The following is a 20611-nucleotide window of genomic DNA, read 5'->3' as shown; positions in this document are numbered from 1 at the left end:
CGGATACGCGACGGCGGCGGTGGGTCATGGACAGGACGTGGGAGGGGTTCCGACGTGCCGCCAGGCGAGGGCGGCCAGCAGGAGGGCGGCGTCGGGCAGGACCGATTCGTCGAACACCGCCGTCGGGGAGTGGTTTCCGGCGGGCCGGTCCTGGCCCGGCGGAGCCGCGCCGAGGTAGCCGTACGCTCCGGAAACCCGTTCCAGGACCCGGGAGAAGTCCTCGGAGCCGACCCGGGGCCGGGCGAGTTCCTCGTAGCGGCCGGCCCCGAACAGGCCGGTCGCGGTACGGGCGAAGTGGTCCGCGTGGACCGGGTCGTTGACGGTGGCGGGCAGGACGTGGGTGAAGGCCGCGTCCGCCTCCAGGCCGTGCGCCTGTGCGATGCCCCGTACCAGTGGCGGCAGTTCGGCGGCGAGGCGCGCGGTGGCCCCGGCGGAGAAGGACCGCACACCGGCCCGGAACCGGGCGTCGGCGGGGATGACGTTGGGCGCCGTCCCCGCGTGGAACTCCCCCACGGTGACCACGACGGGGTCGAAGGCGTCGAAACGCCGGTCGGTGTGGCTCTGTACGGCGGTGACCGCCGCCATGGCCACGGGGACCGGGTCCAGCGCCTCGTGCGGCCGGCCGCCGTGGCCGCCGCGCCCGCGTACGGTGACGTCGAGAATGCCGTAGGCGGCCATCACCGGGCCGGGGCGGGTGTAGCAGCGGCCGGCCGGCAGGTCGGCGACCACATGCAGGGCGTACGCGGCGTCGACCGGGCGGCCGGCGGCGTCCAGGACCCCTTCCGCGAGCATCTCCCCCGCGCCGTCGTACCCCTCCTCGCCGGGCTGGAACATCAGCACGACACTGCCGGCCATGCTCCCCCGGTGTCCGGCGAGCAGGCGCGCCGCGCCCACCAGCGCGGCGGTGTGCAGGTCGTGTCCGCAGGCGTGCATACGGTCGGCGTCGGCGGCGAACGGCAGCCCGGTGGTCTCGCGCACCGGCAGGGCGTCCATGTCGGCGCGCAGCAGGACGACGGGGCCCGGCCGGGCGCCGTGCAGCACCGCGGTCACCGAGTCGACGGCGCGGCCCGTGGTCAGCTCCAGCGCGCCGCCGGTGCCGGCGGCGACCGCGGCCAGCGCGTCCAGGACGGTGGCCCGGGTGAGCGGCAGCCGCAGCCCCACTTCCGGTACGGCGTGCAGCCGGCGGCGCAGCGCGGTCAGCTCCCCGGCGAGCCGCCGGGCACCGGGGCCGAGCAGCTCCCGTGCCCCGTTCACGGTCGCTCCCCGGCCCGCAGGCGCGGCAGCACCTCGGCCACGACCTCCTCGAACACGCCCTCGCGGTGCGGGCCCTGGAGGGGGAAGGGGAACATGAACTCGGTGATGCCGATCCCGGTGAAGCGGCCCACGAAGTCCCGGAAGCGTTCCACCGATTCCCAGGGGGCGTCCTCGGTGAATCCGGCCATGAAGGACTTGCGGATGGAGGCCGGGTCACGGCCCGCGCGCTCGGCGTGGGCGTCCAGGAGGGCGGCGCGTTCCCCGGTCAGCCGCAGGCTCTCCTTCTCGTCGAGCTTCACACCGCGGCGGAGCTGGGAGAACAGGCTGCCGTAACTGCTCCACACGTCGGCGTGGCGGGCGGCGACCGCGAGGGTGGCGTCCACATGGGCGGCGACCAGCAGCGGCGGCCGCTCGCCCGTGACCGGGCCGGGCGCGCGCACCGCGCCCGCCACGCCGAAGTGCGGTCCGTCGTGGTCGAAGCGGTCCTGTTCCAGTACGCCCCGGACGACGGTGAGGTACTCGTCGAGCAGGGGTCCCCGGTCGGCCGGGGGCCAGGGGGCGACGCCCGCGTACGCGAGGTCCTTCGGATTGCCGCCGGCGCCGATACCGGCCACGGCGCGGCCACCGGAGAGGTGGTCGAGTGTCATCGCCTGCTTGGCGACCATGGCGGGATTGCGCAGGGGGGCCGCGCTGACCAGGGTGCCGACAGTGACGCGCGAGGTGGCCGAGGCGATGCCGGCGGCGAGCATCCAGGCGTCGAACCGGCCGCGCACGGGGCGTCCTTCGGGATCCAGGGCGCTCCAGAGGTGGTCTCCGGCCCACAGGCTGTCCCAGCCCTGGTCCTCGAACCGGCGCCAGCGCGCGATGAGTTCCGGCCAGGGAGCGGCCTCGTAGGTCATCAGGCCGAACCTGAGGGGGGTGCCGGTCGTCACGGTGTCACTCCTGTGGTGGGCGGGTGCGGGCGGGACACGCCGGTGCTGGTGTCGCCGGTGTCGGTGTCAGTGGCAATGTCTGTTCCGTCGGGGACGGTGCCGGTGCCGGGCTGTCCGGCGGCCCGGCGTACGGCCTCGCGTACGGCCTCGGTGGTCACCGGGCGGTCCGGTCCGGCCCCGGCGTCCGCGGCGATGTAGGCGGCCCGGTAGACCTGGGCGCGTACGGTCGGCGGGTGGTGTGCCACCTCGTCGACGAGGGCCCGCTGCACCCGCTCGGGCCAGCGCCGCTCGTAGGCGGTGCGGGCCGCGCCGAGTGTGAAGACCGGCTCACGCGCGGCCGTTCGCGTACGCGCCACAGCGGTGGCGGGGCCGTCGACGGTGCCATCGGGCCGCAGGACGACCCCGTACGCGGAGCGGGCCCGCTCGTCGTCGAGGAGTCCGCGGGCCACATCGGCGGCGACCGCTTCGGCGGGCCGGTCGCCGGGCGGGCCGAGGCCGCCGCCGCCCGCGGTCTCCACGAGGAGTACGTCGCCGGCCGCCAGGGTGACGACGTTGACCCGGCCCAGCCGCCGCTCCCCCGGGGTGCCGGGGTTGAGGACCGCGCGGCCGGGCACCCCCGTACCGCCGCCGTGCAGCCCCCACGGTGCGAACAGCAGGCGTTCCATGCCGCGGACGGCGAGGGTCACACCGTCCGCGAGGGCCCGCAGGCGCAGGGTGATGCCCGCGCCGCCGGGGTGCCTGCCGGCTCCCCCGGAGCCGGGGCGGTAGCGGTACTCCTCGACGAGGACGGGGGCGTCCTGTTCGAGGAGTTCGTTGGGGACGTTGCGCAGCCAGCCGCCGGTGAAGCTGGTGCCGTGCAGCCCGTCCAGGCCGGGACGGCCGCCCGAGCCGCCGGTCAGCGGCTGGCCGACGGCGACCCGCCGCCGGCCGGTGACCGGATCGGTGTGGGCGACCGTCGCGATCGCCACCGCGCCGGAGCCGGTCGCGAGCGCGTCCGCGGGCGCGGCCTGGGCCAGACAGCCGAGCACACAGTCCATGATGCGGAAGAACACCGCCGCGCGGACCCCGCAGGTGGCGCCGGCGCCGGGGTTGACCACGGAGCCCGGGGGCAGATCCGCGGTGACGGCCCGGACCAGGCCGGAGTTGTAGGGGATGCCGGGGTCCTTGGAGACCAGATAGTTCACCAGGGCGAACACCAGCATGTAGTGTCCGGGCGCGCCTCCGGTCGGCAGGTTGATCGCCTCGGCGACCTGGGGCGAGGTGCCCTTGAACGAGAGGTGCGGGCGGCCCGCGGCGAGGGTGAGTTCCAGGGCGAGCCGGGTCGGGGGAACGGTGACCGTCTCCTGGCCGTCCGGGCCGGGAGCGGTGAGGCCCTCCACGTAGTCGACGAACCGGTAGGTGCCCTCGCCCAGTTGGGACAGGAGTACGGCGGCGCGGGCCGCCGCCTCGTCCAGCAGGTCCGCCATCGCGTCGGTCAGGGCCTCGGCCCCGTACGCGGCGACGATCTCGTCGATCCGGCGCTGGGCCGCCGTCAGCCCGGTGATCTGCGCGTCGATGTCGCCCCGGTTCTCCTCCGGCACCCGGGTGTTGGCCAGTACGGTCCGCAGCAGCGCCGTGTTCTCCCGGCCCGCGTCGTACAGCTTGGCCGGCGGGACGAGAACACCCTCCTGGGCCCGGTCGGTGTGCGTCCAGGAGATGGATCCCGGGACCGAGCCGCCGATGTCGGAGGCGTGGACGAAGCTGAACGCGTAGGCCACGACGCGGCCTTCGGCGTACAGCGGCGCCCACGTCCACACGTCCGGCAGATGGGTGACGAGGCCACCGGTGGCGTCGGGGTCGTTGCTGATGCCGATGTCGCCGGGCGCGTAGGGGGCGAGCGACTCGATCGCGGCGCGCGCGGGCAGCCCGATCATCAGGTTCCCGGAGATGCTCCGGGGCGCGGCGAACACCTCGCCGTCCGGGGTCACCAGGCAGGTGCCGAAGTCCGCGGTCTGCTTGACGAAAACACTGAAGCTGGTCCGGCGGATCGTCTCCGCCATCTCCTCCACGACAGCGGTCAGCCGGCGCGACAGGATCTCCAGTGTCACGGGCGAACTGCGCATCAGGATGCCTTTCCCCGGGCTTCCCCGGCGTCGATCAGCAGGTTCCCCATGGCATCCGCCTCGACGGTGGCGCCGGTGGGGAGGAAGAGGGTGGCGTCCGGGGCGGAGACCACGAGCGGCCCGCGCAGTGTGGTCCCGGGCGCGAGTTCGGCCCGTCGGACTCGTTCCGCCGGTACGAGCCGGCCGTCTTCGACGACGGTGTGCGGCCGGGGCCGGGCCGTGGTGCCGCCGACGGCGCGCGGTGTCAGGGGCCGCGAGCGCGCGGTCAGGGTGACGCGCAGGCTGCGTACGTCCAGCTCGCGTCCCGAGGCGTCCACTCCGTAGGCCGCCCGGTAGCGGGCGGTGAACGCGGCCCGCAGCGCGGCGACGGTGGGCCGCTCGTCCTCGGGCAGTGTCACGGCCAGGGTGAACGACTGTCCGGCCAGCTGGACATCGGCCCAGCGGGTGAGCCCGACCTCGTGGTGGAGCGAGGCTGACTGCTCGCGGTACCAGTCGTGGGCCCGCTCCTCCAGCTCCTTCCACCCGCTCTCCAGCCGTGCGTCGTCGAGGGTGCCGGTGGTCGCGCCGACGGAGGCGACCAGGTCGTGCCGCAGGTCGGTGACGAGAGCGCCGAACGCGCACAGCGTCCCCGGTGACCAGGGAACGAGCAGCCGGCGGATGCCGAGTTCGCGGGCGAGGGCCACCGCCTGGACGGGGCCCGCCCCGCCGTACGGCACCAGGCGGCACTGGGCGGGGTCGACACCGCGGCGGGCGAGCAGCGGGACCAGGCGCGCGTGCATCATCGCGGTGGCCACGTTCACCACCGCCTCGGCGGCGTACTCCACGTCCATGTCCAGCCGGCCGGCCAGTCCGGCGAACGCCTCGCGCGCCGCGTCACGGTCCAGGCCCACCACTCCCCCGGCGAAGTCGTCCGGGTCGAGATAGCCGCACACCACATAGGCGTCGGTGAGCGTGGGCTCCTTGCCGCCGCGCCCGTAACAGGCCGGCCCCGGCCGCGCGCCCGCGCTGCGCGGGCCGACCTTCAGCACACCGGAGGCGTCCAGCCAGGCGACCGAGCCGCCGCCGGCACCGATCGAGGACACCTCGACCGACGGGGTGATCAGCGGGAAGTCGCCCAGTTCGGAGTCGGTGGAGTAGGGGATACGGCCGTCCTCGACGATCGCGCTGTCCACGCTCGTACCGCCCATGTCCATGGTGACGAGGTCGCGCACGCCGGCCGCCGAGGCCAGCCGTACCGCGCCCGCGACACCGGCGGCGGGCCCCGACAGCAGGGTCTCCACGGCGGCACGGAGCAGCGAGGCGGCGCCCTGCTCGCTCTCCGCGGCACCGTTGGGGCCGTTGGGGGTGGTGAGGACGCTGTCCACGGACATCACTCCGCCGTTGGACTTGGTGATGTGCAGCGGGCAGTGCAGTCCCGCCGCGCGCATCCGGCGGGAGAGGTCGCCGAGGTAGCCGCGCAGGAGTCCCGCGACATGCGCGGCCAGTACGGCCACGGTGGCGCGCTCGTACTCCTTCTCCTCCGGCCACAGTTCGCAGGAGCCCGCCACGATCAGCCCGGGGTGGGCCCGCCGGAGCAGGGTCACGGCCCGCTGTTCGTGCCCGGGGTGGGCGTGGGAGTGGAGGAAGACGACGGCGAGCGCCTCGACCCCGTCCGCGAGCAGGTCGCGGGCGGCTTCGAGGAGGGCCTCCTCGTCCAGGGGGTGGTCCACCGTGCCGTCGACGCGCGTCCGCTCCGGTATCTCCCGTACGTCCCCGCGCTCGACCAGGGGCCGTCGCGGCGCGGCGAAGAAGTCGATGGGGTCGCGCAGCCGCAGCCGTCCGATGTCCAGCAGGTCGGGGAAGCCGCGGGTGACCAGCAGTCCGGTGCGGGCCCCGGACCGCTGGAGCACGGTGTTGAGCGCGAAGGTCTGCCCGTGTGCGAAGAACTCGACCTGGTCCGGGGAGACGTGGTGCCGGGCGAGGATGCCGGAGACGGCGCGGACCACGGCGGCGGCGGGGCCGGCGGCCTCGGAGGGCACCTTGGCGGTGTGCAGCACCGAGCCGTCCGCGGCGGCCAGCACGACATCGGTGAAGGTGCCTCCGACGTCGACACCGATACGGAAGCGCGGCGGGACGGGGCGGGGGCCGGCGGCGGGGCTCGCGCCGACGGCAGGGCGCGCTCCGGCGGCGGAGCGCGGGCCCTCTGCGGGGCCGGGCGGGAGGAGGCTGGTCACGGGGAGTGGGCTCCTTGGGGGGCGGGGGTGTGCACCAGGGCCGCGGCCACCCGGCGGGCCGCCACCGCCGCGAGCGCCGCCAGCAGCAGCGAACCGGCGATCAGCAGACTCGACATGGCGGTGACGGTGGGGTCCTGCCGCTGTTCCAGCCGCAGGAACATCGCCACCGGCAGGGTCGTGGTGTCGGCGGGCATGAGGAACACCGAGGTGTCCACCTCGTCGAAGGAGGTGAGGAAAGCGAACACGGTCGCGGCCAGCAGGGCCGGCCGTATCTGCGGCAGGGTGATCCGGGCGAACGCGGCGAGCGGGGAGGCCCCCAGGTCGCGCGCGGCCTCCTCCAGCGCGGGGTCCAGTCCGGCCAGGGCCGCGCCGACGACAGCCACCACGAAGGGCAGCAGCAGGAGGCAGTGGGCGAACGCGATACCTCCGACGGTGCCGTACGCGGCGGGGAAGAGCGAGGCGTACAGGACGAAGAGGCAGAACCCCGCGACGACCCGGGGCAGGCTCAGGGGTGCCACGAACAGCGACCGCAGCGGTTCGCGGCCGGGGAAGTCCAGCCGGGCGACGGCATAGGCAGCCATGGTGCCCACCACGACGGAGATCAGTGTGGCCAGTACGGCGACCTGGGTCGAGTAGAGAAGTCCGGTGGTGAACGGTTCGTAGGACAGCGCCTCCCGGTACCAGCGCAGGGTGAGGCCCGCTCCCCCACCGGCCGCGGTGGCGCCGCGGAAGGAGTTGACCACCACCACGGCCAGTGGCAGAAGGACGAACAGCGCGGTCGCCGTGAGAAAGAGCGCCCGGACGGCGGCCAGGACACGACGCGAGGTCAGCACACTCATCCCTCCCCCTGACCGGCGGCGGGCAGCCGGTGGCGTACGTCGGCCAGCCGGCCCAGCCGGTTGAAGGTCGCCAGTACGGTCAGGGCCACCCCCAGCAGGACCAGCGCCTGGGCCGCGGCCAGCGGCCACTGCAACTGCTGGATGTTCTGGTAGACGGACTGGGCGAGCACCGCGACACGGCCGCCCCCGAGGAGGGACGGGGTGGCGAAGGCGCTGACGGTGAGGGCGAAGACCAGCTGGAGCGAGGCGATGACACCGGGCATCGTGAGCGGCAGGAGCACCGAGCGCAGCCGCCGCCACGGGGAGGCGCCCAGATCGGCCGCGGCCTCCAGCACACCGTCCGGGAGCGATCGGATCGAGCCGAGCAACGGCACGATGGCGAACGGGAGTTCCACATGGACCAGGGCCAGCACCACCCCTGGTTCGTGGTAGAGCCAGCTGCCCAGCGGACCGTGCAGAAGGCCGTCCGGGGCGAGCAGGAGGATCCAGCCGTAGGACCGCACCACCACACTGATGAGGATCGGCGAGAAGACGACGAACATCAGCAGGCCGGACAGCCACCAGCGGCGTATCCGCAGCAGACACCAGGCGACGGGATAGGCGATCAGCACGGTGAGGACGGCCACCGTGGCGCCCACCCGCAGCGTGGTCCACAGCACATCCGCGGTGTACGCGTCGTGCAGGAGCCGGTTCCAGGTGCCCGTGTCGAACGGGGCGAACAGCCGGCTGGTGCGTTCGGTGCGGAAGCTGTACGACAGCAGGAGCAGGACGATCGAGCAGAAGACGAGCAGCAGATAGAGCGCGCCCGGCGCGACGAGGGCGGCGGCGAGCAGGTAGCCCCGGCGGCGCTTCGGGTCCTTCCGGCGCTTCGGGTCGTTTCTGTCGGGGACCGACGGTCCGCCGTCGCTCCGTACGGGCTCGGGCGCTTCGGCGCGTACGGACGCGCGGAGGCCGTTCACCGTGGGCTCCCGGGCCCGGTACCCGGCAGGACGACGACGTCCGAGGCGTCGACGGCCAGGCCCACGCTCTCGCCGACCGCGGGGATCGTGCCCGTACCACTCGTGTCGGCCAGGATCTCCCGGCCTTCGGAAGTCTCCAGGACGACACGGACGCGGGCGCCGAGGAATCCGGCGGACCGGACCACGGCCCGTACGGCCGCGTCGGGGCTGTCCGGCGGGGTGATACGGAACGACTCGGGCCGTACGGCGGCCACCGTGTCCGGGGCGGCGCCGGTGTCGCCGGGCAGTGGCAGGCGCAGACCGTCGGCGGCCGCCACGGCGTAGCGGGCGGGCCCGGCGGGCGTCGCGCCGGCGGGTCCGGGCTCCGTACCGGTCACGGTGAAGAGGTTGTTCTCGCCGATGAACTCGGCGACGAACCTGCTGACCGGTGTCCGGTACAGCTCCTCGGCCGTGCCGATCTGCTCGATACGGCCGCGCGCCATGACGGCGATACGGTCGGACATCTCCATCGCCTCGGCCTGGTTGTGGGTGACGCAGACGAATGTGGTGGCGGTACGCCGTTGGAGGGCGCGCAGTTCACGCCGCATCCGGAGCTGGAGCCCGAGGTCCAGGGCGCTCAGCGGCTCGTCGAGCAGCAGTACGCGGGGGCGCTTGACCAGGGCGCGGGCGATGGCGACGCGCTGGCGCTGTCCGCCGGACAGGGTGCTCGGCGCCCGGCCGGCGAAGGCGCCCATCCCGACCACGTCGAGGACTTCGGCCACCCGGCGGGCCGTCTCCTCGCGGCCGGTGTGTTCCGCCTTGAGGCCGAAGGCGACGTTCCGTGCCACGTCCATGTGCGGGAACAGGGCGCCCTGCTGGAACACCAGATTCGTGGGGCGGCGGTGCGCGGGGACACGGCTGACATCGGCGCCGTCGATCCGTACCCGGCCCTCGTCCGCCTCCTCCAGTCCGGCGATGATCCGCAGCGCGGTGGTCTTCCCGCAGCCGGAGGGGCCCAGGAGGGAGAAGAACTCGCCGCGCTCGACGCGCAGTTCGACGTGGTCCAGGACCCGGTGCGCACCGAACGACCGGACGAGACCGTCCGCGTGGACCGCCGGTTCGCCGTGGGCCGCCGGCTCGCCACGGCCCCCCGGTTCTTCCGCGGCCACGCTCACAGGTGGGCCTTCACGTCGTTGTTCCAGGCGGTGGTGGCCTTGTCGAGTCCGCTCACGAGCGCGGCCCAGTCCAGCTTGAGCGCGTTCTGCACGGTCTGGAGCTGGTAGCTCTCCACATCGCGGTACTTGGCGGGCAGTTCCGCGCCCTCGACGAGCGGGATGGTGGCGGTGGCGGCGCTGTACGCGGACACGGTGGCGGGGGCGAAGAGTTCGTTCATCAGCTCGGCCGCCAGTTCGAGCTGGTCGTCGCTCGACCCCTTGACGAGCTGGAAGCCCTCGGGGAAGGCCATCACCCCCTGCTTGGGTACGGCGAAGCCGATGGGGTCGCCCTCGTCGATCCAGGGCTGGGCAACTCCCTGGAATCCGGGGGCGATCACGACCTGTCCGCTGTTGAGCTGCTGCCGCAGCTGGTCCAGCGAGCCGATCAGTCCGCTGAACTGGCCTCTCTTGGCGGCCCGGGAGAAGGCGGCTATGCCCTTGGACAGATCGCCCTCGGAACCACCCTCGATCTGGTTGATCACCGGGACGGCGTTGACACTGAAGGCGGGCGCGTCCCAGGTGGTCACCTTGCCCCGGTAGGCCGTGTCGAAGAGGTCCGTCCAGGAGGTGGGCGGGGTGCGGATGACGTTCTTGTTGTAGATGAGCCCCATCGCGTCCATCACCATGTACGCGCCGAGGCCGCCCGAAGTGCGGTACCCCGGCAGCACCTTGGCGACGTTGGGCACCGCGGAGTCATCGGCCGGCGCCCAGAGGCCGTCGGCCGAACCCTGTGCGAAGCTCTGCGCGTTGAAGAAGCCGAGGTTCAGCAGCGGCTTCTCCGCGTTGATCTGGACGGACGACACCAGCTTGGGGAAGGTGTCCGCGTTGGTGCCCTCGATGTAGCGGATGGTCGCGCCGTGCTTCTTGGCGAACGCCTTCGCAACCTTCCTCGGCACGGTGCCCTGCGCCCCGGCCCAGTGAAAGAGGGTCAGGGAGGTCGACCCCCCGGACGAGGAACTGCCCGGTGATCCGCAGGCGGCCAGGAGCCCGCCACCGAGAAGGGCCGCTCCGGCGGCACCGGCGGAGCGCAGAAGTGTGCGGCGATCGAGATGCGTCATGGCGAATTCCTCTGTCGTTCAAGGGGCTGGACAACCAGGCGGCCTCCGGGAACACACCCCCGGAAAGTGGCTCCGCCGGAACCTCGCATGCAGCTTCGCATGCGAAGGCGCATACGGAAGAGCCCTCCGACGGAGATTTCACAGAGCCGAAACAGGCCGGGCCGCGCCACTTCGGACGACCGGCGCGCGGTCCCGCTACAGCCCGGACATCGCCGACAGGGCGCCGACGGCGAGGTCTTCGGGAGCCTCGTCCATGACGGTGACATGACCGGCCACCGGGCATGGATGATCCGCCGCCGCGGCCTCCCTACTCCTTCCGGAACCTGCTGAACGCGAAAATGGTCAGCGCGCCGCAGGCCAGGCCCGCGAGGTTCCAGGGGACGCTCGGGGTACCGCCGTTGAGCTTGTATCCGATGGCGCAGAAGGCCAGGTACTCGGCCAGAAAGATAATCCCCCAGAAACGTCTTCCTGGCATTCGCTGGTCCGTCCTTCTTCTCGGGTCGGTGCCGGTCGGCACACCCGCAGGACCCTACCCAGGCGGCGGAGCCGGACAGGCCCCAGGGCCGGGACCAAAGGCCCGGGACCAAGGACCCTGCCCGCACTCCGGGCCGGAAAATCTCACTGACCAGATGACTATTTTGGTCAGTAGGTCTTATCGTGGAGTCATGAACACACACAGCACCCCGCGGCAGCGGGCTCTCGTCGTCGGACTCGGCATCAGCGGCATCGCCTCGGCGCTACGGCTCCACCAGGCGGGCTGGGAGGTGACCGTCCTGGAGAAGGCCGGTGAGCGCCGCCGCGGCGGCTACTTCATCGGCGTCTTCGGAACCGGGCTCGCCGCGGCCGAGCGCATGGGCATCGAGCTGCCGAACCGCGTCTCCGACGAACTCACCACCTACAACGTCGACCGCGCCGGGCGGCGCACCCGCGCGATGAACTTCACCGACGCCGTTCCCGGCCGCGTACGGCCGGTCACGCGCGGCGACATCGAGGACGCCGCGTTCGACGCCCTCCCGGCGGAGGTCGCGATCCGCTTCTCCTCCGTCCCGGCCGCGCTGCGCCAGGTCGACGGGGGCGTCGAGGCCGATATCGAGGACCTGGCCTCGGCCGAGGTCACGACCGAGCGGTTCGACCTGGTGGTCGGAGCGGACGGTCTGCGCTCGACGGTGCGCCGGCTGGTGTTCGGCTCCGACGAGGGCCGGCTGCACCGCCTCGGCTATGTCCTCGCCGCGTGCGCCCTGCCCGACGCGGTCCCCGGATACCGCGGGACCGATGGTCTGGTCCTGTCCGAAGAGGGCCGGTCGGCCTGGGTCTTCCCCTTCGCCGACCGGCCGCCGACCCTGCTGTTCAACTACCGCCCGGACGACATCGACGCCGAGTTCACCAGGCCGCCGGTCGACTCGCTGCGGGCGGCGTTCGGACCCGAGCCGACCGGTGAGACCCTCGGCTGGCTGCTCGACCGGTTCGAGCAGGCGCCCGACCATCTCTTCGACACCCCCGAGCAGGTACGGCTCGACCGGTGGCACGAGGGCCGGGTGGTCCTGGTCGGCGACGCCGCCTGGTGTCTGACCCTCTACTCCGGCATGGGCGCCGCGACCGGGCTGGCGGGGGCCGATCTGCTCGGCACCCTGCTCGAACGCCACCCCGGCGACGTACCGGGGGCGCTGCGCGAGTGGGAGGCGCGGCTCCGGCCGTTCATCGAGTACCACCAGGGCACCGGCATGGACATGCGCCGGATCTTCGTCTCGGCCGACCGCACCGAGCACCGGACCCGCAAGGCCATGAACCTCATGATCGGAACGACGCCCGGCCGGACCGTCTTCAAGACGCTTCAGCACCGCAGCAAGGCCGCCAGGCTGAAGACGGTCGACATCGCCCGGGTCTGACGCCCGCGTGCGCGGCCGGCCCGACCCGCCGCGTACGCGTGTCATCATGCTCCCGACGAGCGAAGCAGGAGGAGTACCCCCCGTGAACCGGCTGATCGAACACGACTCCGCCAAAGCGGCCCGGATCCTCGACGCCGCCCGTGAACTGGCCCTCGCGCACGATGTCCGCAAGGTGACCATCTCGGAGATCGCCGCCGCCGCGGGCGTGGGCAAGGGCACCGTCTACCTCTACTGGGAGACCAAAGAAGCCCTGTTCATGGGCCTGCTCGCGCGCGAGGTGCTCGCCTGGATCGATACCGCCATCGATCTGATCGACCAGGACCCGCACCACATCCTGCCCCGCCGCCTCGCCCCGCTGCTGATCCGTACGACCACGGCCAGCCCCTGGCTGCGACGGCATTGGGACAGCGGGGACAGCACCCTGCGCCTCCTGGTCCACAACGCCGCCGACCAGGAACGCTTCGCCCGGGCCACCCCCGACGCGATGGGGAAGGCGGTGCTTCCGGTCCTGCGCGAGCACGGGCTCGTACGGGACGATCTCTCCCTGCCGCGGCAGCAGTACGCCCTGCACGCCGTCATGGTCGGCTTCGGTACGGTCCTGGCGAACCCCGGAGCCGCGCTCGCGCTCGACGGCGACGAGTCCGAGGGAGCCCTCGCCGACACCGTCCATCTGCTCCTCGAACCGGACCAGGACCCCACCGACCGCGCCGTGACCGAGGCCGCCGCGGCGGTACGGGACCGGTTCGCCCGGATCCACACCGACCTCCTGGAACTGATCTCCGCCGGCGCACCCGGAACCCGGTAACCTGCTCACCGGGCGGGGCCGCCTGCGCCGTCTGACGGTGCGTCAGCTCCGCTCGGCGCCGGAGCGGCTCAGCTCGGGGTGGTGCTTCTTCACCACCGCGGGGTGGGCGCGTATCCAGCCCTTGAGTTCGTTCCAGCCGAACTCCGCGAACAGCGGGTTGCCCGAGTCCTCGGTGACGCCCGTCGCGCCGGACGCGCCGGGGAAGGGGAGCGGCGCGATGTGGGCGTCCAGGCGCGGGTTGTAGAAGAAGGGGGCGGAGTAGCGCTCGCGTGCTCCGGGCGGGGAGACCACCCGGTGGTTGGTCGCCTTCAGGTAGCCGTTCGTCGCCACCTCCAGGAGTTCGCCCAGGTTCACCACGAAGGCGCCCGGCAGATGGGGCACCTTGATGAAGCGGTCGGCCCCTCGCCCGCCGTCGTCGTTGTCCGGGCCGCCGCGCGGCGCGTCCTCGGTTCCCGGGGACTCGACCTCCAGCCCGGGCACCTCGTCCGTCAGCAGCAGGGTCAGGAACCCGTAGTCCTTGTGCACGCCCACGCCCTGGTCGTCGCCTTCCGGCGCCCGGCCCGGGTAGCGGATCAGCTTCAGGTGGTTGCGCGGGTTTCCGGAGAAGGCGTCGTCGTAGAAGTCCTCGGGACCGCCGATGGACGCGAGCAGTTCGTGCAGCAGCCGGTGGGCGACCGCGCTGAGCCGGTCCATCCACTCCAGCGAGACCTCACGCAGTGCGGGCAGCGCCTCGGGCCACTGGTTGGGGCCCTCCAGCCACCAGTACGGCGGTTCGCCCGGGCCGGGCACCCGCGCGGGAAGCTCATTGCTGATGTCGAGCTGGTCGCGCCAGTCGCGGCGCCCCTGGGTCAGCTCGTTGCCGATCCGTGTGTAGCCGCGGAAGTGGGGGGAGTTGAGGTTGTCGATCGCGTTGCGGTCGGCCTCGGGCAGGGCGAAGAAGTCGCGGGCGGTGGCGAGCAGCCGGGTCTGTTCGGCGATGCTGATGCCGTGGCCGACCAACTGGAAGAAGCCGACATCGCGGGCGGCCCGGTGCAGCGCCTCGCGGTCGAGGGCGGAGAGGTCGATCACCGGAAGGGAAGCGGGCTGCTGGTCCATGGATACCCCCTGGGGTGGAATTAAGGAAAGAGAGAGAACGCGGTCAGTTGACTTCATGGCCTCGTGGCCTCGTCGAGGACGGGCCCGTGTCAGCCCGCGGCGGACGCGCTGACGCGGTCGGCCAGTTTCCTGATCTCGGCCGGGCCGACGCGGCAACAGCCGCCGACAAGGGCCGCTCCGGCGGCGAGCCACGAGGGGGCCAGATCCGCGCCCTCGTCCTCGGCCCCCAGCCAGCGGCGTGCCGTGGGCTCCCAGACACCACCGCCGTTCGGATAGACGACACCGGGCAGGCCGTCGACCAGCGCGAGCGCCGACGCCATATCGGCGGCGGGAGCACAGTTGACGCCCGTGGCGATGACGGCGTCGCTGCTCCGGGCCAGCGCGAACGCCTCGGTCAGCGGCTGGCCCGCGCTGGTGGCCGTCCCGCGGATGCTGTACGAGAGCCAGGCAGGGATGCCCAGGCCGTCCAGCGCGGTCAGTACGGCTTCGGCCTCGCGCAGGTCGGGGATGGTCTCGACGGCGAAGACGTCGGGCGCCTCCTCGGCGAGCGCCTCCAGCCGGGGGCGGTGGAAACGGATCAGCTCGGCCGTGGTGAGCCCGTAGTTCCCACGGTACTCCGAGCCGTCGGCCAGCATGGCGCCGTACGGGCCCACGGACGCCGCGACCCAGCCCGTACCGCCGGCGGCCTCGCGGGCCAGGGCGACACTGCGCCGCAGCAGCGCGGTGGTCTCGGCGCGGGTGATGCCCAGCCGGGCGAAGCCCTCGTACGTGGCCTGGTAGCCGGCGGTGATGGCGACCTGCGCGCCCGCCGCGAAGTAGGCGCGGTGGACGGCGGTGATCGCGTCGGGCGCGTCGCGGAGCAGCCGGGCGGACCAGAGCGTGCCGCTCAGGTCGTGGCCCTGGGCCTCCAGTTCGTTGGACATACCGCCGTCCAGGACCAGGGGTCCGGCGGTCAGGGCATCGCGGAAGGTGGTCGCGGGGGTCATGGCGGTCACAGCACTCTCGTCACGAAGTCGCGGGTTCTGGGGTGGTCGGGGGCGGTCAGGATCCGGGCGGGCGGCCCGGACTCCAGGACGCGTCCGTCGTCGAAGAAGACGACCTCGTCGGCGGCCTCGCGGGCGAAGCCCAGTTCGTGGGTGACGACGAGCATCGTCATACCGTCGGCGGCGAGGCCGCGCATGACGTCCAGGACCTCGCCGACGAGTTCCGGGTCGAGCGCCGAGGTCGGTTCGTCGAAGAGCATGAGCTTCGGCCGCATCGCCAGGGCGCGGGCGATGGCGACCCGCTGCTGCTGGCCGCCGGAGAGCTGGGCGGGGTAGGCGCCCTGCCGGCCGGCCAGTCCGACGCGGTCCAGCAGCGCCATGGCCTCCTCGGTGGCCTCGGCGCGGGGGCGGCCGGCGCCGAGCGGTCCCTCGACGACGTTGGCGAGCGCCGTCAGATGCGGGAACAGGTGGAAGCGCTGGAAGACCATGCCGATGTGGCGGCGCTGCCGGGCCAGGTCGCGGTGGCGCAGCTCGCGCAGCCCGCGTCCGTACCTCTCGTACCCGATCGGGGAGCCGTCGACCAGGATCCGGCCGGCGTCGGGCCGCTCAAGACGGTTCACGCACCGCAGGAAGGTGGATTTCCCGGAGCCGGACGGGCCGATCACGCAGGTGACCGTCCCGCGCGGTACGGACAGGTCGACACCGCGCAGCACCTCCTGGCCGGCGAAGGACTTGCGGACCCCGGTGGCCTGGAGCGTCATCGCCGGCTTCCTTTCGCGAAGTGACGTTCGAGGTGGTGCTGTCCGATGTTGAGGAGGGTCGTGACGGCGAGGTACCAGATGCTGGCGACGATCAGCAGCGGGATGGTCTGGTACGTACGGGCGTACACGATCTGTACGGAGTACAGGAGTTCCGCGTAGGCCAGCACGCTCACCAGCGAGGTCGTCTTGAGCATGGAGATGGTCTCATTGCCGACCGGCGGGATGATCACGCGCATCGCCTGGGGCAGGATGATCCGGCGCAGGGTCCTGGCCCTGGACAGGCCCAGCGCCTCCGCCGCCTCGCTCTGCCCCTCGTCGACGGAGACGATCCCGGCCCGGATGATCTCCGCGAGGTACGCGGCCTCGTTGAGGCCGAGGCCGAGCAGCGCGGCGGCGAAGGTCGTGATGACGGCGTTCGCGGGGACGTTCCCGATCGCCGGCAGCAGGGGCAGATGCAGCGACAGCGTCGGGTACAGCGCGGAGATGAACCCCCAGAACAGCAGCTGGACCAGGAGCGGTGTGCCCCGGAAGAGCCAGATGTACGCCCAGCTGACCGCGCGGGCGACGGTGTTGTCCGACAGGCGCATGAGGGCCAGCGCGATACCCAGGACGAGGCCGATCGCCATGGCGGCGGCGGTGAGTTCCAGGGTGGCGAGCAGCCCCTTGAGCACGGTGCGGCTGAACAGCCAGGCGCCGACCGTGCCCCAGTCGAAGCGCGGGTTGGTGATCAGCGACCGGATCAGGGCCGAGGCCAGGATCAGGACCACGAGGGTCAGGACCCACTGGCCGGGCCTGCGGCGGCGGATGACCGGCAGTTCGTCCTTCACGAGGCGGCGTTGATCTCGAAGTCGTCGAGGGCGCCGGACTCCAGGCCCCACTTGGCGAGGATCCGCTGGTAGCCGCCGGTGGTCCTGAGGTCCTCCAGGACCGACTTCAGCAGGCCGGTCAGCTCGCTGTTCTTCGGGACCGCGATACCGAACGGCGCGGTGTCGTACGACGCGCCGACGACGGCGAGCTTGCCGCCGGACCGCTTGGCGGCGTAGGCGGCGACCGGTGAGTCGGCCAGGGCGGCGTCGGCACGGCCGCTGGTGACGGCGAGGTTCACGCCCGTACCGTCGGGGAAGGTGCTGACCTTGATCGGCGTCCCGCAGCTCTTGGCGCGGGCGGGCAGGTCGACCAGCGCCTGGGTGGAGCCCTTGGCCACGGCGACGGTACGGCCGCACAGGGAGTCGCCCTCGGGCTTGAGTCCCTCGGGATTGCCCGTGGGGACCAGCAGGGAGGTGCCGGCGTTGAAGTAGGTGACGAAGTCGACGACCTTCTCGCGCTCGGCGGTGTCCGTGAAGGACGAGACACCGAGCTGGTACTTGCCCGCCTGAAGGCCCGGGATGATCGAGTCGAAGGGCACGTTGACGATGGTGACCTCGACCCCGAGGACCTTTCCGAGCGCCTTGTCCAGGTCGATCTCGGCGCCGATGGGTGTCTTGTTGTCGGCGTCGAAGAAGTCCATGGGCGGGTAGCTGACGTCGCTGGCGACCGTGATCCCGCTCTTCTTGAGCGCGGCCGGGACCTTGGCGGCGAGTGCGGCGTTCTCCGTGACCGCGGCGGCGGAGGAGGCGGGGGCGGACGCGGACGCGCCGGACGACGAGCCGGCCGGCTCGGAGGGGTCGGCGCAGCCCGCCAGGAGCAGCGTCGCGGAGCCGAGCAGTACGAGCGGGCGCAGAGCGGACAAGGGGAACTCCTGAAGAGCCTGTTTACCGAAGGATGAAAAGGAGGCTATCCGGCGATGCGAAATAAACAAGTCTTGTTGCTCATGATGCATGGGTCCTGCCACAAACCCGCAATGTTCCCGCAATGAAACCGGGCGGGGTCACCTCGTCGCCCGGCGCTATGCTCGGCTCGCGATGACCACCGACAGCAGTCTGAAACGCGGCCTGGCCGTGCTCCGTCTCTTCGCCCAGCACCCGCCGCGTGATCCGCGCGGCCACACCGCCGCCGAGGTCGCCGCGCTGCTGGGCCGGGAGCGCAGCCAGGTCTCCCGCATCCTGCGGAGCCTGGAGGCCGCCCGGTTCCTGCGCCGCGACAGCGCGTCGCTGCGCTACTCCGTCGCCTGGGAGCTGTACGCGCGCGCCCAGCAGATCACCGAGGCGCGGCTGCGCCGGGACGGCCGGACCGCGCTGGAGGGCGTCGCCGCCGATACGGGGGAATGCGCCTACCTGGGGGTTCTGCGGGGCGCCAGCTCGGTGACGATCCTGGAGTCGATGCCGCCGTCCCTGTCCTCGTTCGTGTCCTGGGTGGGCCGCGGCTATCCCGCCTATTGCAGCGACGCCGGACAGGCCCTGCTCTTCGACGCCGACCGGGCCGAGGTCGCGGCCGTCCTCTCCCGTACGGCCTTCGTCCGGCACGGCCCCAACACCCCGGCCGACATGGACGACTTCCTGGCCCGGCTCGACGCGGCCCGCGCACGGGGCTACTCCGTCGTCGACCAGGAGGCCGAGCCCGGTCTCTACTCGCTCGCCGCCCCGGTCAGGGACTTCCGCGGGGAGATCGTCGCCGCCGTCCAGGTCGTCGGCCCCCGCCGCCGTCTCGAACCCGCGACAGCGGCCTGCGCCGACTCGGTGGTCCGTTGGAGCGACTGGCTGACGGCCGCGCTGCGCTCGACGGAGCACGCGGCGGAGCAGGACTGAGGCTCAGAGCAGGCGGGCCAGCCGCTCCGCGGCGTCACCGACGGCCGCGACCAGTTCGTCCCGGTCGTCGCGGACCGCCGCGTGCGGCACGACCGCGCTCACCGCCGCCACGATGTCCCCGCGCGGATCCCGTACGGGAGCGGCGACCTCCAGCACGTCGTCGTCGTACTCCGCCTCGCACACGGCGACCCCCAGCGCGGCGTCGGCGGTGACCCGCAGCAGCAGGTCCTCCACCGTCCGCGGGGCGTAGGGACCGCCGGCCCCGATGAAGTCCTCGCCGCCGAGGAGGCCGGCGATCTCCTCCCGCGACCGGTCGAACAGCAGCGCCCGTCCCGCTCCGGTGCACCACACCGGTGTCAGCCGCCCCGCCCGCGCCCAGGAGAACTCGGCCCAGGCCGCCAGTTCGGCCCGTACGGAGAGCACCATCGCGCCGCGGAGCACGTCCACGTAGGCGCACGCCCCGAAGCGGATCACCAGTGCCCGCAGCAGCGCCCGGCTCTCCACGCCCCACGGACCGGCCTGCGCCGCGACGGCCAGCAGGTCTCCCCCGGCCCGGAACTCGTGCCCGTCCCTGGCCAGCACCCCGGAATCGGCCAGATCCCGCAGCAGCCGCGACGCCTGCCCCTTGTCGAGCCCGCTCTCCCGCGCCAGCCGGACCACACCGGGCCCTCCCCGGGAATCCAGCTCCCCGCGGACCACCCGCTCCACCAGCCCGAGTCCTCGGGGCAACGCCCCCATCACCGCGTCCATCCGCCGGATGCTACAGATCCCGGTGGCCCGGGCAACGGCCCGGGGCAGCGGGGAGATCCGGCCTGCGCGACCGCCACCGCGACCGTCAGGACGGCCAGCGCGGTGCGGTGAGGGTCGCGTCGAGCGCGTCGAGGAGCACTTGGGCGGGCTGGGACGCGGGCGGTTTGCCGTACACGGCGGCCACGACCCGTCTGCGCATGCCGGCGATCCGGTGGAGCCTGACCCCGGGGTGCCGGTTGGCGAGGAGGGTGAGTCCGGGCAGCAGACTCACCCCCAGCCCGGCCGCGACGAGTGCCTGTACGGCGACGTAGTCGTCGGTCTCGAACTCGATGACCGGCGAGAACCCGGACCGCTCGCAGGCGGCGACGAGATGTTCGCGGCAGCGTTCGCAGCCGGCGATCCAGCGTGCCTCGGCATAGGTGCCCAACTCCGCCCGGGGACCGTCCCAGGAGCGGTCCGCCGGGGTGACCACGTACAGCGGTTCGTCGAGAAGCGGTGTCATGGTGGTGTCGCGGCGATCGCGCTGGGGCGGATCGCCGTGCTCGAAGATCAGCGCCACGTCCGCGTCGTTGTCGCGCAGGGCGCTGAGCGCGTCCGGCGGTTCGGCTTCGCGCAAGGTGAGTTCGATACCGGGGTGCCGGGCGGAGACCCGGGCCGCCGCGAGCGGCACCAGGGTGGCCAGCGCCGAGGGGAAGGCGGCCAGCCGGACCCGGCCCGAGCGCAGCCCGGCCAGCTCCGCCAGCTCGGCGTGGACCGACTCGACCTGCGCCAGGATCGATTGGGCGCGGTCCACCAGCAGCCGGCCGGCCTCGGTGAGCCGGATACCGCGCCCCATCCGCTGCAACAGGGGCAGGCCGACCTCGGCCTCCAGCCGGGCGAGTTGGTGGCTGACCGACGGCTGGGCGTAGCCCAACGCCTCGGCGGCCGCGGTGATCGAACCTTCCCGGGCGACGGCGACCAGCACCCGCAGCCGACTCAAGTCGATCATCCGCGAATCATAGCCCGCTTCGATGGAAGCCTCGAAGACACGCATCTGTCCGCTACCGCGGCCGCGGGGAGGTGAGTGGGAAAGTTCGTGCGAGCGAGTTCGACCGCGC

Annotated in this window: 19 protein-coding genes; 3 read left to right on the top strand and 16 right to left on the bottom strand. The window is 72.7% G+C overall.

The features are described 5' to 3' along the window. Nucleotides 1-24 precede the first annotated feature (24 nt). From DVK44_RS33595 to DVK44_RS36865, 9 genes are all read right to left on the bottom strand, one after another. Nucleotides 25-1254, bottom strand: coding sequence for a M20 metallopeptidase family protein (locus tag DVK44_RS33595; RefSeq protein ID WP_162794188.1), 1230 nt, complete (start codon nt 1252-1254; stop codon nt 25-27). Continuing rightward, complete coding sequence (locus DVK44_RS33590) at nt 1251-2186, bottom strand: LLM class flavin-dependent oxidoreductase (RefSeq protein ID WP_114664389.1); 936 nt, start codon at nt 2184-2186, stop codon at nt 1251-1253. Before DVK44_RS33590 ends, DVK44_RS33595 begins: the two co-directional genes overlap by 4 nt. Then, nucleotides 2183-4288, bottom strand: a complete 2106-nt coding sequence (locus tag DVK44_RS33585) for a hydantoinase B/oxoprolinase family protein (RefSeq protein ID WP_114664388.1) — start codon at nt 4286-4288, stop codon at nt 2183-2185. Before DVK44_RS33585 ends, DVK44_RS33590 begins: the two co-directional genes overlap by 4 nt. Next, the gene (locus DVK44_RS33580) at nt 4288-6501 is read right to left on the bottom strand and encodes a hydantoinase/oxoprolinase family protein (protein ID WP_114664387.1); all 2214 of its coding nucleotides are present in this window, start codon (nt 6499-6501) and stop codon (nt 4288-4290) included. The genes DVK44_RS33585 and DVK44_RS33580 overlap by 1 nt, the downstream gene beginning before the upstream one ends. Continuing rightward, nucleotides 6498-7340, bottom strand: a complete 843-nt coding sequence (locus DVK44_RS33575; RefSeq protein ID WP_114664386.1) for an ABC transporter permease — start codon at nt 7338-7340, stop codon at nt 6498-6500. The genes DVK44_RS33580 and DVK44_RS33575 overlap by 4 nt, the downstream gene beginning before the upstream one ends. Next, entirely contained in the window at nt 7337-8299 is a 963-nt protein-coding gene (locus DVK44_RS33570; RefSeq protein WP_114664385.1) for an ABC transporter permease, read from the bottom strand. Before DVK44_RS33570 ends, DVK44_RS33575 begins: the two co-directional genes overlap by 4 nt. Next, nucleotides 8296-9447 carry an ABC transporter ATP-binding protein gene (locus DVK44_RS33565; protein ID WP_228447479.1) on the bottom strand — a complete coding sequence of 384 codons (1152 nt, stop codon included), beginning with the start codon at nt 9445-9447 and terminating at the stop codon, nt 8296-8298. Before DVK44_RS33565 ends, DVK44_RS33570 begins: the two co-directional genes overlap by 4 nt. Nucleotides 9448-9449: 2 nt before the next feature. After that, complete coding sequence (locus tag DVK44_RS33560) at nt 9450-10550, bottom strand: ABC transporter substrate-binding protein (protein WP_114664384.1); 1101 nt, start codon at nt 10548-10550, stop codon at nt 9450-9452. 307 nt (nt 10551-10857) lie between these two features. Beyond that, nucleotides 10858-11025 (bottom strand): hypothetical protein, encoded by a 168-nt coding sequence (locus DVK44_RS36865; protein ID WP_181957586.1) that lies wholly within the window; start codon nt 11023-11025, stop codon nt 10858-10860. A gap of 190 nt (nt 11026-11215) precedes the next feature. Between DVK44_RS36865 and DVK44_RS33555 the strand changes: the two genes are divergently transcribed. Together DVK44_RS33555 and DVK44_RS33550 are read left to right on the top strand one after the other, a co-directional pair. Then, nucleotides 11216-12436 (top strand): FAD-dependent monooxygenase, encoded by a 1221-nt coding sequence (locus DVK44_RS33555; protein ID WP_114664383.1) that lies wholly within the window; start codon nt 11216-11218, stop codon nt 12434-12436. Nucleotides 12437-12518: 82 nt separating this feature from the next. After that, a complete protein-coding gene (locus tag DVK44_RS33550; RefSeq protein ID WP_162794186.1) occupies nt 12519-13241 on the top strand; it encodes a TetR/AcrR family transcriptional regulator in 723 nt (240 codons plus the stop codon). A 42-nt stretch (nt 13242-13283) separates the two neighbouring features. On the opposite strand, the gene DVK44_RS33545 is transcribed toward DVK44_RS33550, so the two are convergent. From DVK44_RS33545 to DVK44_RS33525, 5 genes are all read right to left on the bottom strand, one after another. Further along, the gene (locus DVK44_RS33545) at nt 13284-14336 is read right to left on the bottom strand and encodes an isopenicillin N synthase family dioxygenase (RefSeq protein WP_114664381.1); all 1053 of its coding nucleotides are present in this window, start codon (nt 14334-14336) and stop codon (nt 13284-13286) included. Between the two features lie 89 nt (nt 14337-14425). Further along, the gene (gene mmuM, locus DVK44_RS33540; RefSeq protein ID WP_114665607.1) at nt 14426-15322 is read right to left on the bottom strand and encodes a homocysteine S-methyltransferase; all 897 of its coding nucleotides are present in this window, start codon (nt 15320-15322) and stop codon (nt 14426-14428) included. Between the two features lie 5 nt (nt 15323-15327). Then, entirely contained in the window at nt 15328-16080 is a 753-nt protein-coding gene (locus DVK44_RS33535) for an amino acid ABC transporter ATP-binding protein (RefSeq protein WP_114664380.1), read from the bottom strand. Further along, nucleotides 16077-16907 (bottom strand): amino acid ABC transporter permease, encoded by an 831-nt coding sequence (locus tag DVK44_RS33530; RefSeq protein ID WP_114664379.1) that lies wholly within the window; start codon nt 16905-16907, stop codon nt 16077-16079. Before DVK44_RS33530 ends, DVK44_RS33535 begins: the two co-directional genes overlap by 4 nt. Continuing rightward, nucleotides 16904-17809: an ABC transporter substrate-binding protein gene (locus tag DVK44_RS33525; RefSeq protein ID WP_228447478.1), complete on the bottom strand. Its 906-nt coding sequence runs from the start codon at nt 17807-17809 to the stop codon at nt 16904-16906. The genes DVK44_RS33530 and DVK44_RS33525 overlap by 4 nt, the downstream gene beginning before the upstream one ends. 172 nt (nt 17810-17981) lie before the next feature. Here DVK44_RS33525 and DVK44_RS33520 point away from each other — a divergent pair, with 172 nt between their 5' ends. Continuing rightward, nucleotides 17982-18764, top strand: coding sequence for an IclR family transcriptional regulator (locus tag DVK44_RS33520; protein WP_114664377.1), 783 nt, complete (start codon nt 17982-17984; stop codon nt 18762-18764). Nucleotides 18765-18767: 3 nt separating this feature from the next. On the opposite strand, the gene DVK44_RS33515 is transcribed toward DVK44_RS33520, so the two are convergent. Further along, nucleotides 18768-19514 carry an IclR family transcriptional regulator gene (locus DVK44_RS33515; protein ID WP_114664376.1) on the bottom strand — a complete coding sequence of 249 codons (747 nt, stop codon included), beginning with the start codon at nt 19512-19514 and terminating at the stop codon, nt 18768-18770. 85 nt (nt 19515-19599) lie between these two features. Beyond that, entirely contained in the window at nt 19600-20502 is a 903-nt protein-coding gene (locus DVK44_RS33510) for a LysR family transcriptional regulator (RefSeq protein ID WP_114665606.1), read from the bottom strand. Nucleotides 20503-20611 lie beyond the last annotated feature (109 nt).

Source organism: Streptomyces paludis (genome assembly GCF_003344965.1).
Lineage (GTDB): Bacteria > Actinomycetota > Actinomycetes > Streptomycetales > Streptomycetaceae > Streptomyces > Streptomyces paludis.
This window is presented reverse-complemented; position numbering and strand designations above follow the sequence as displayed.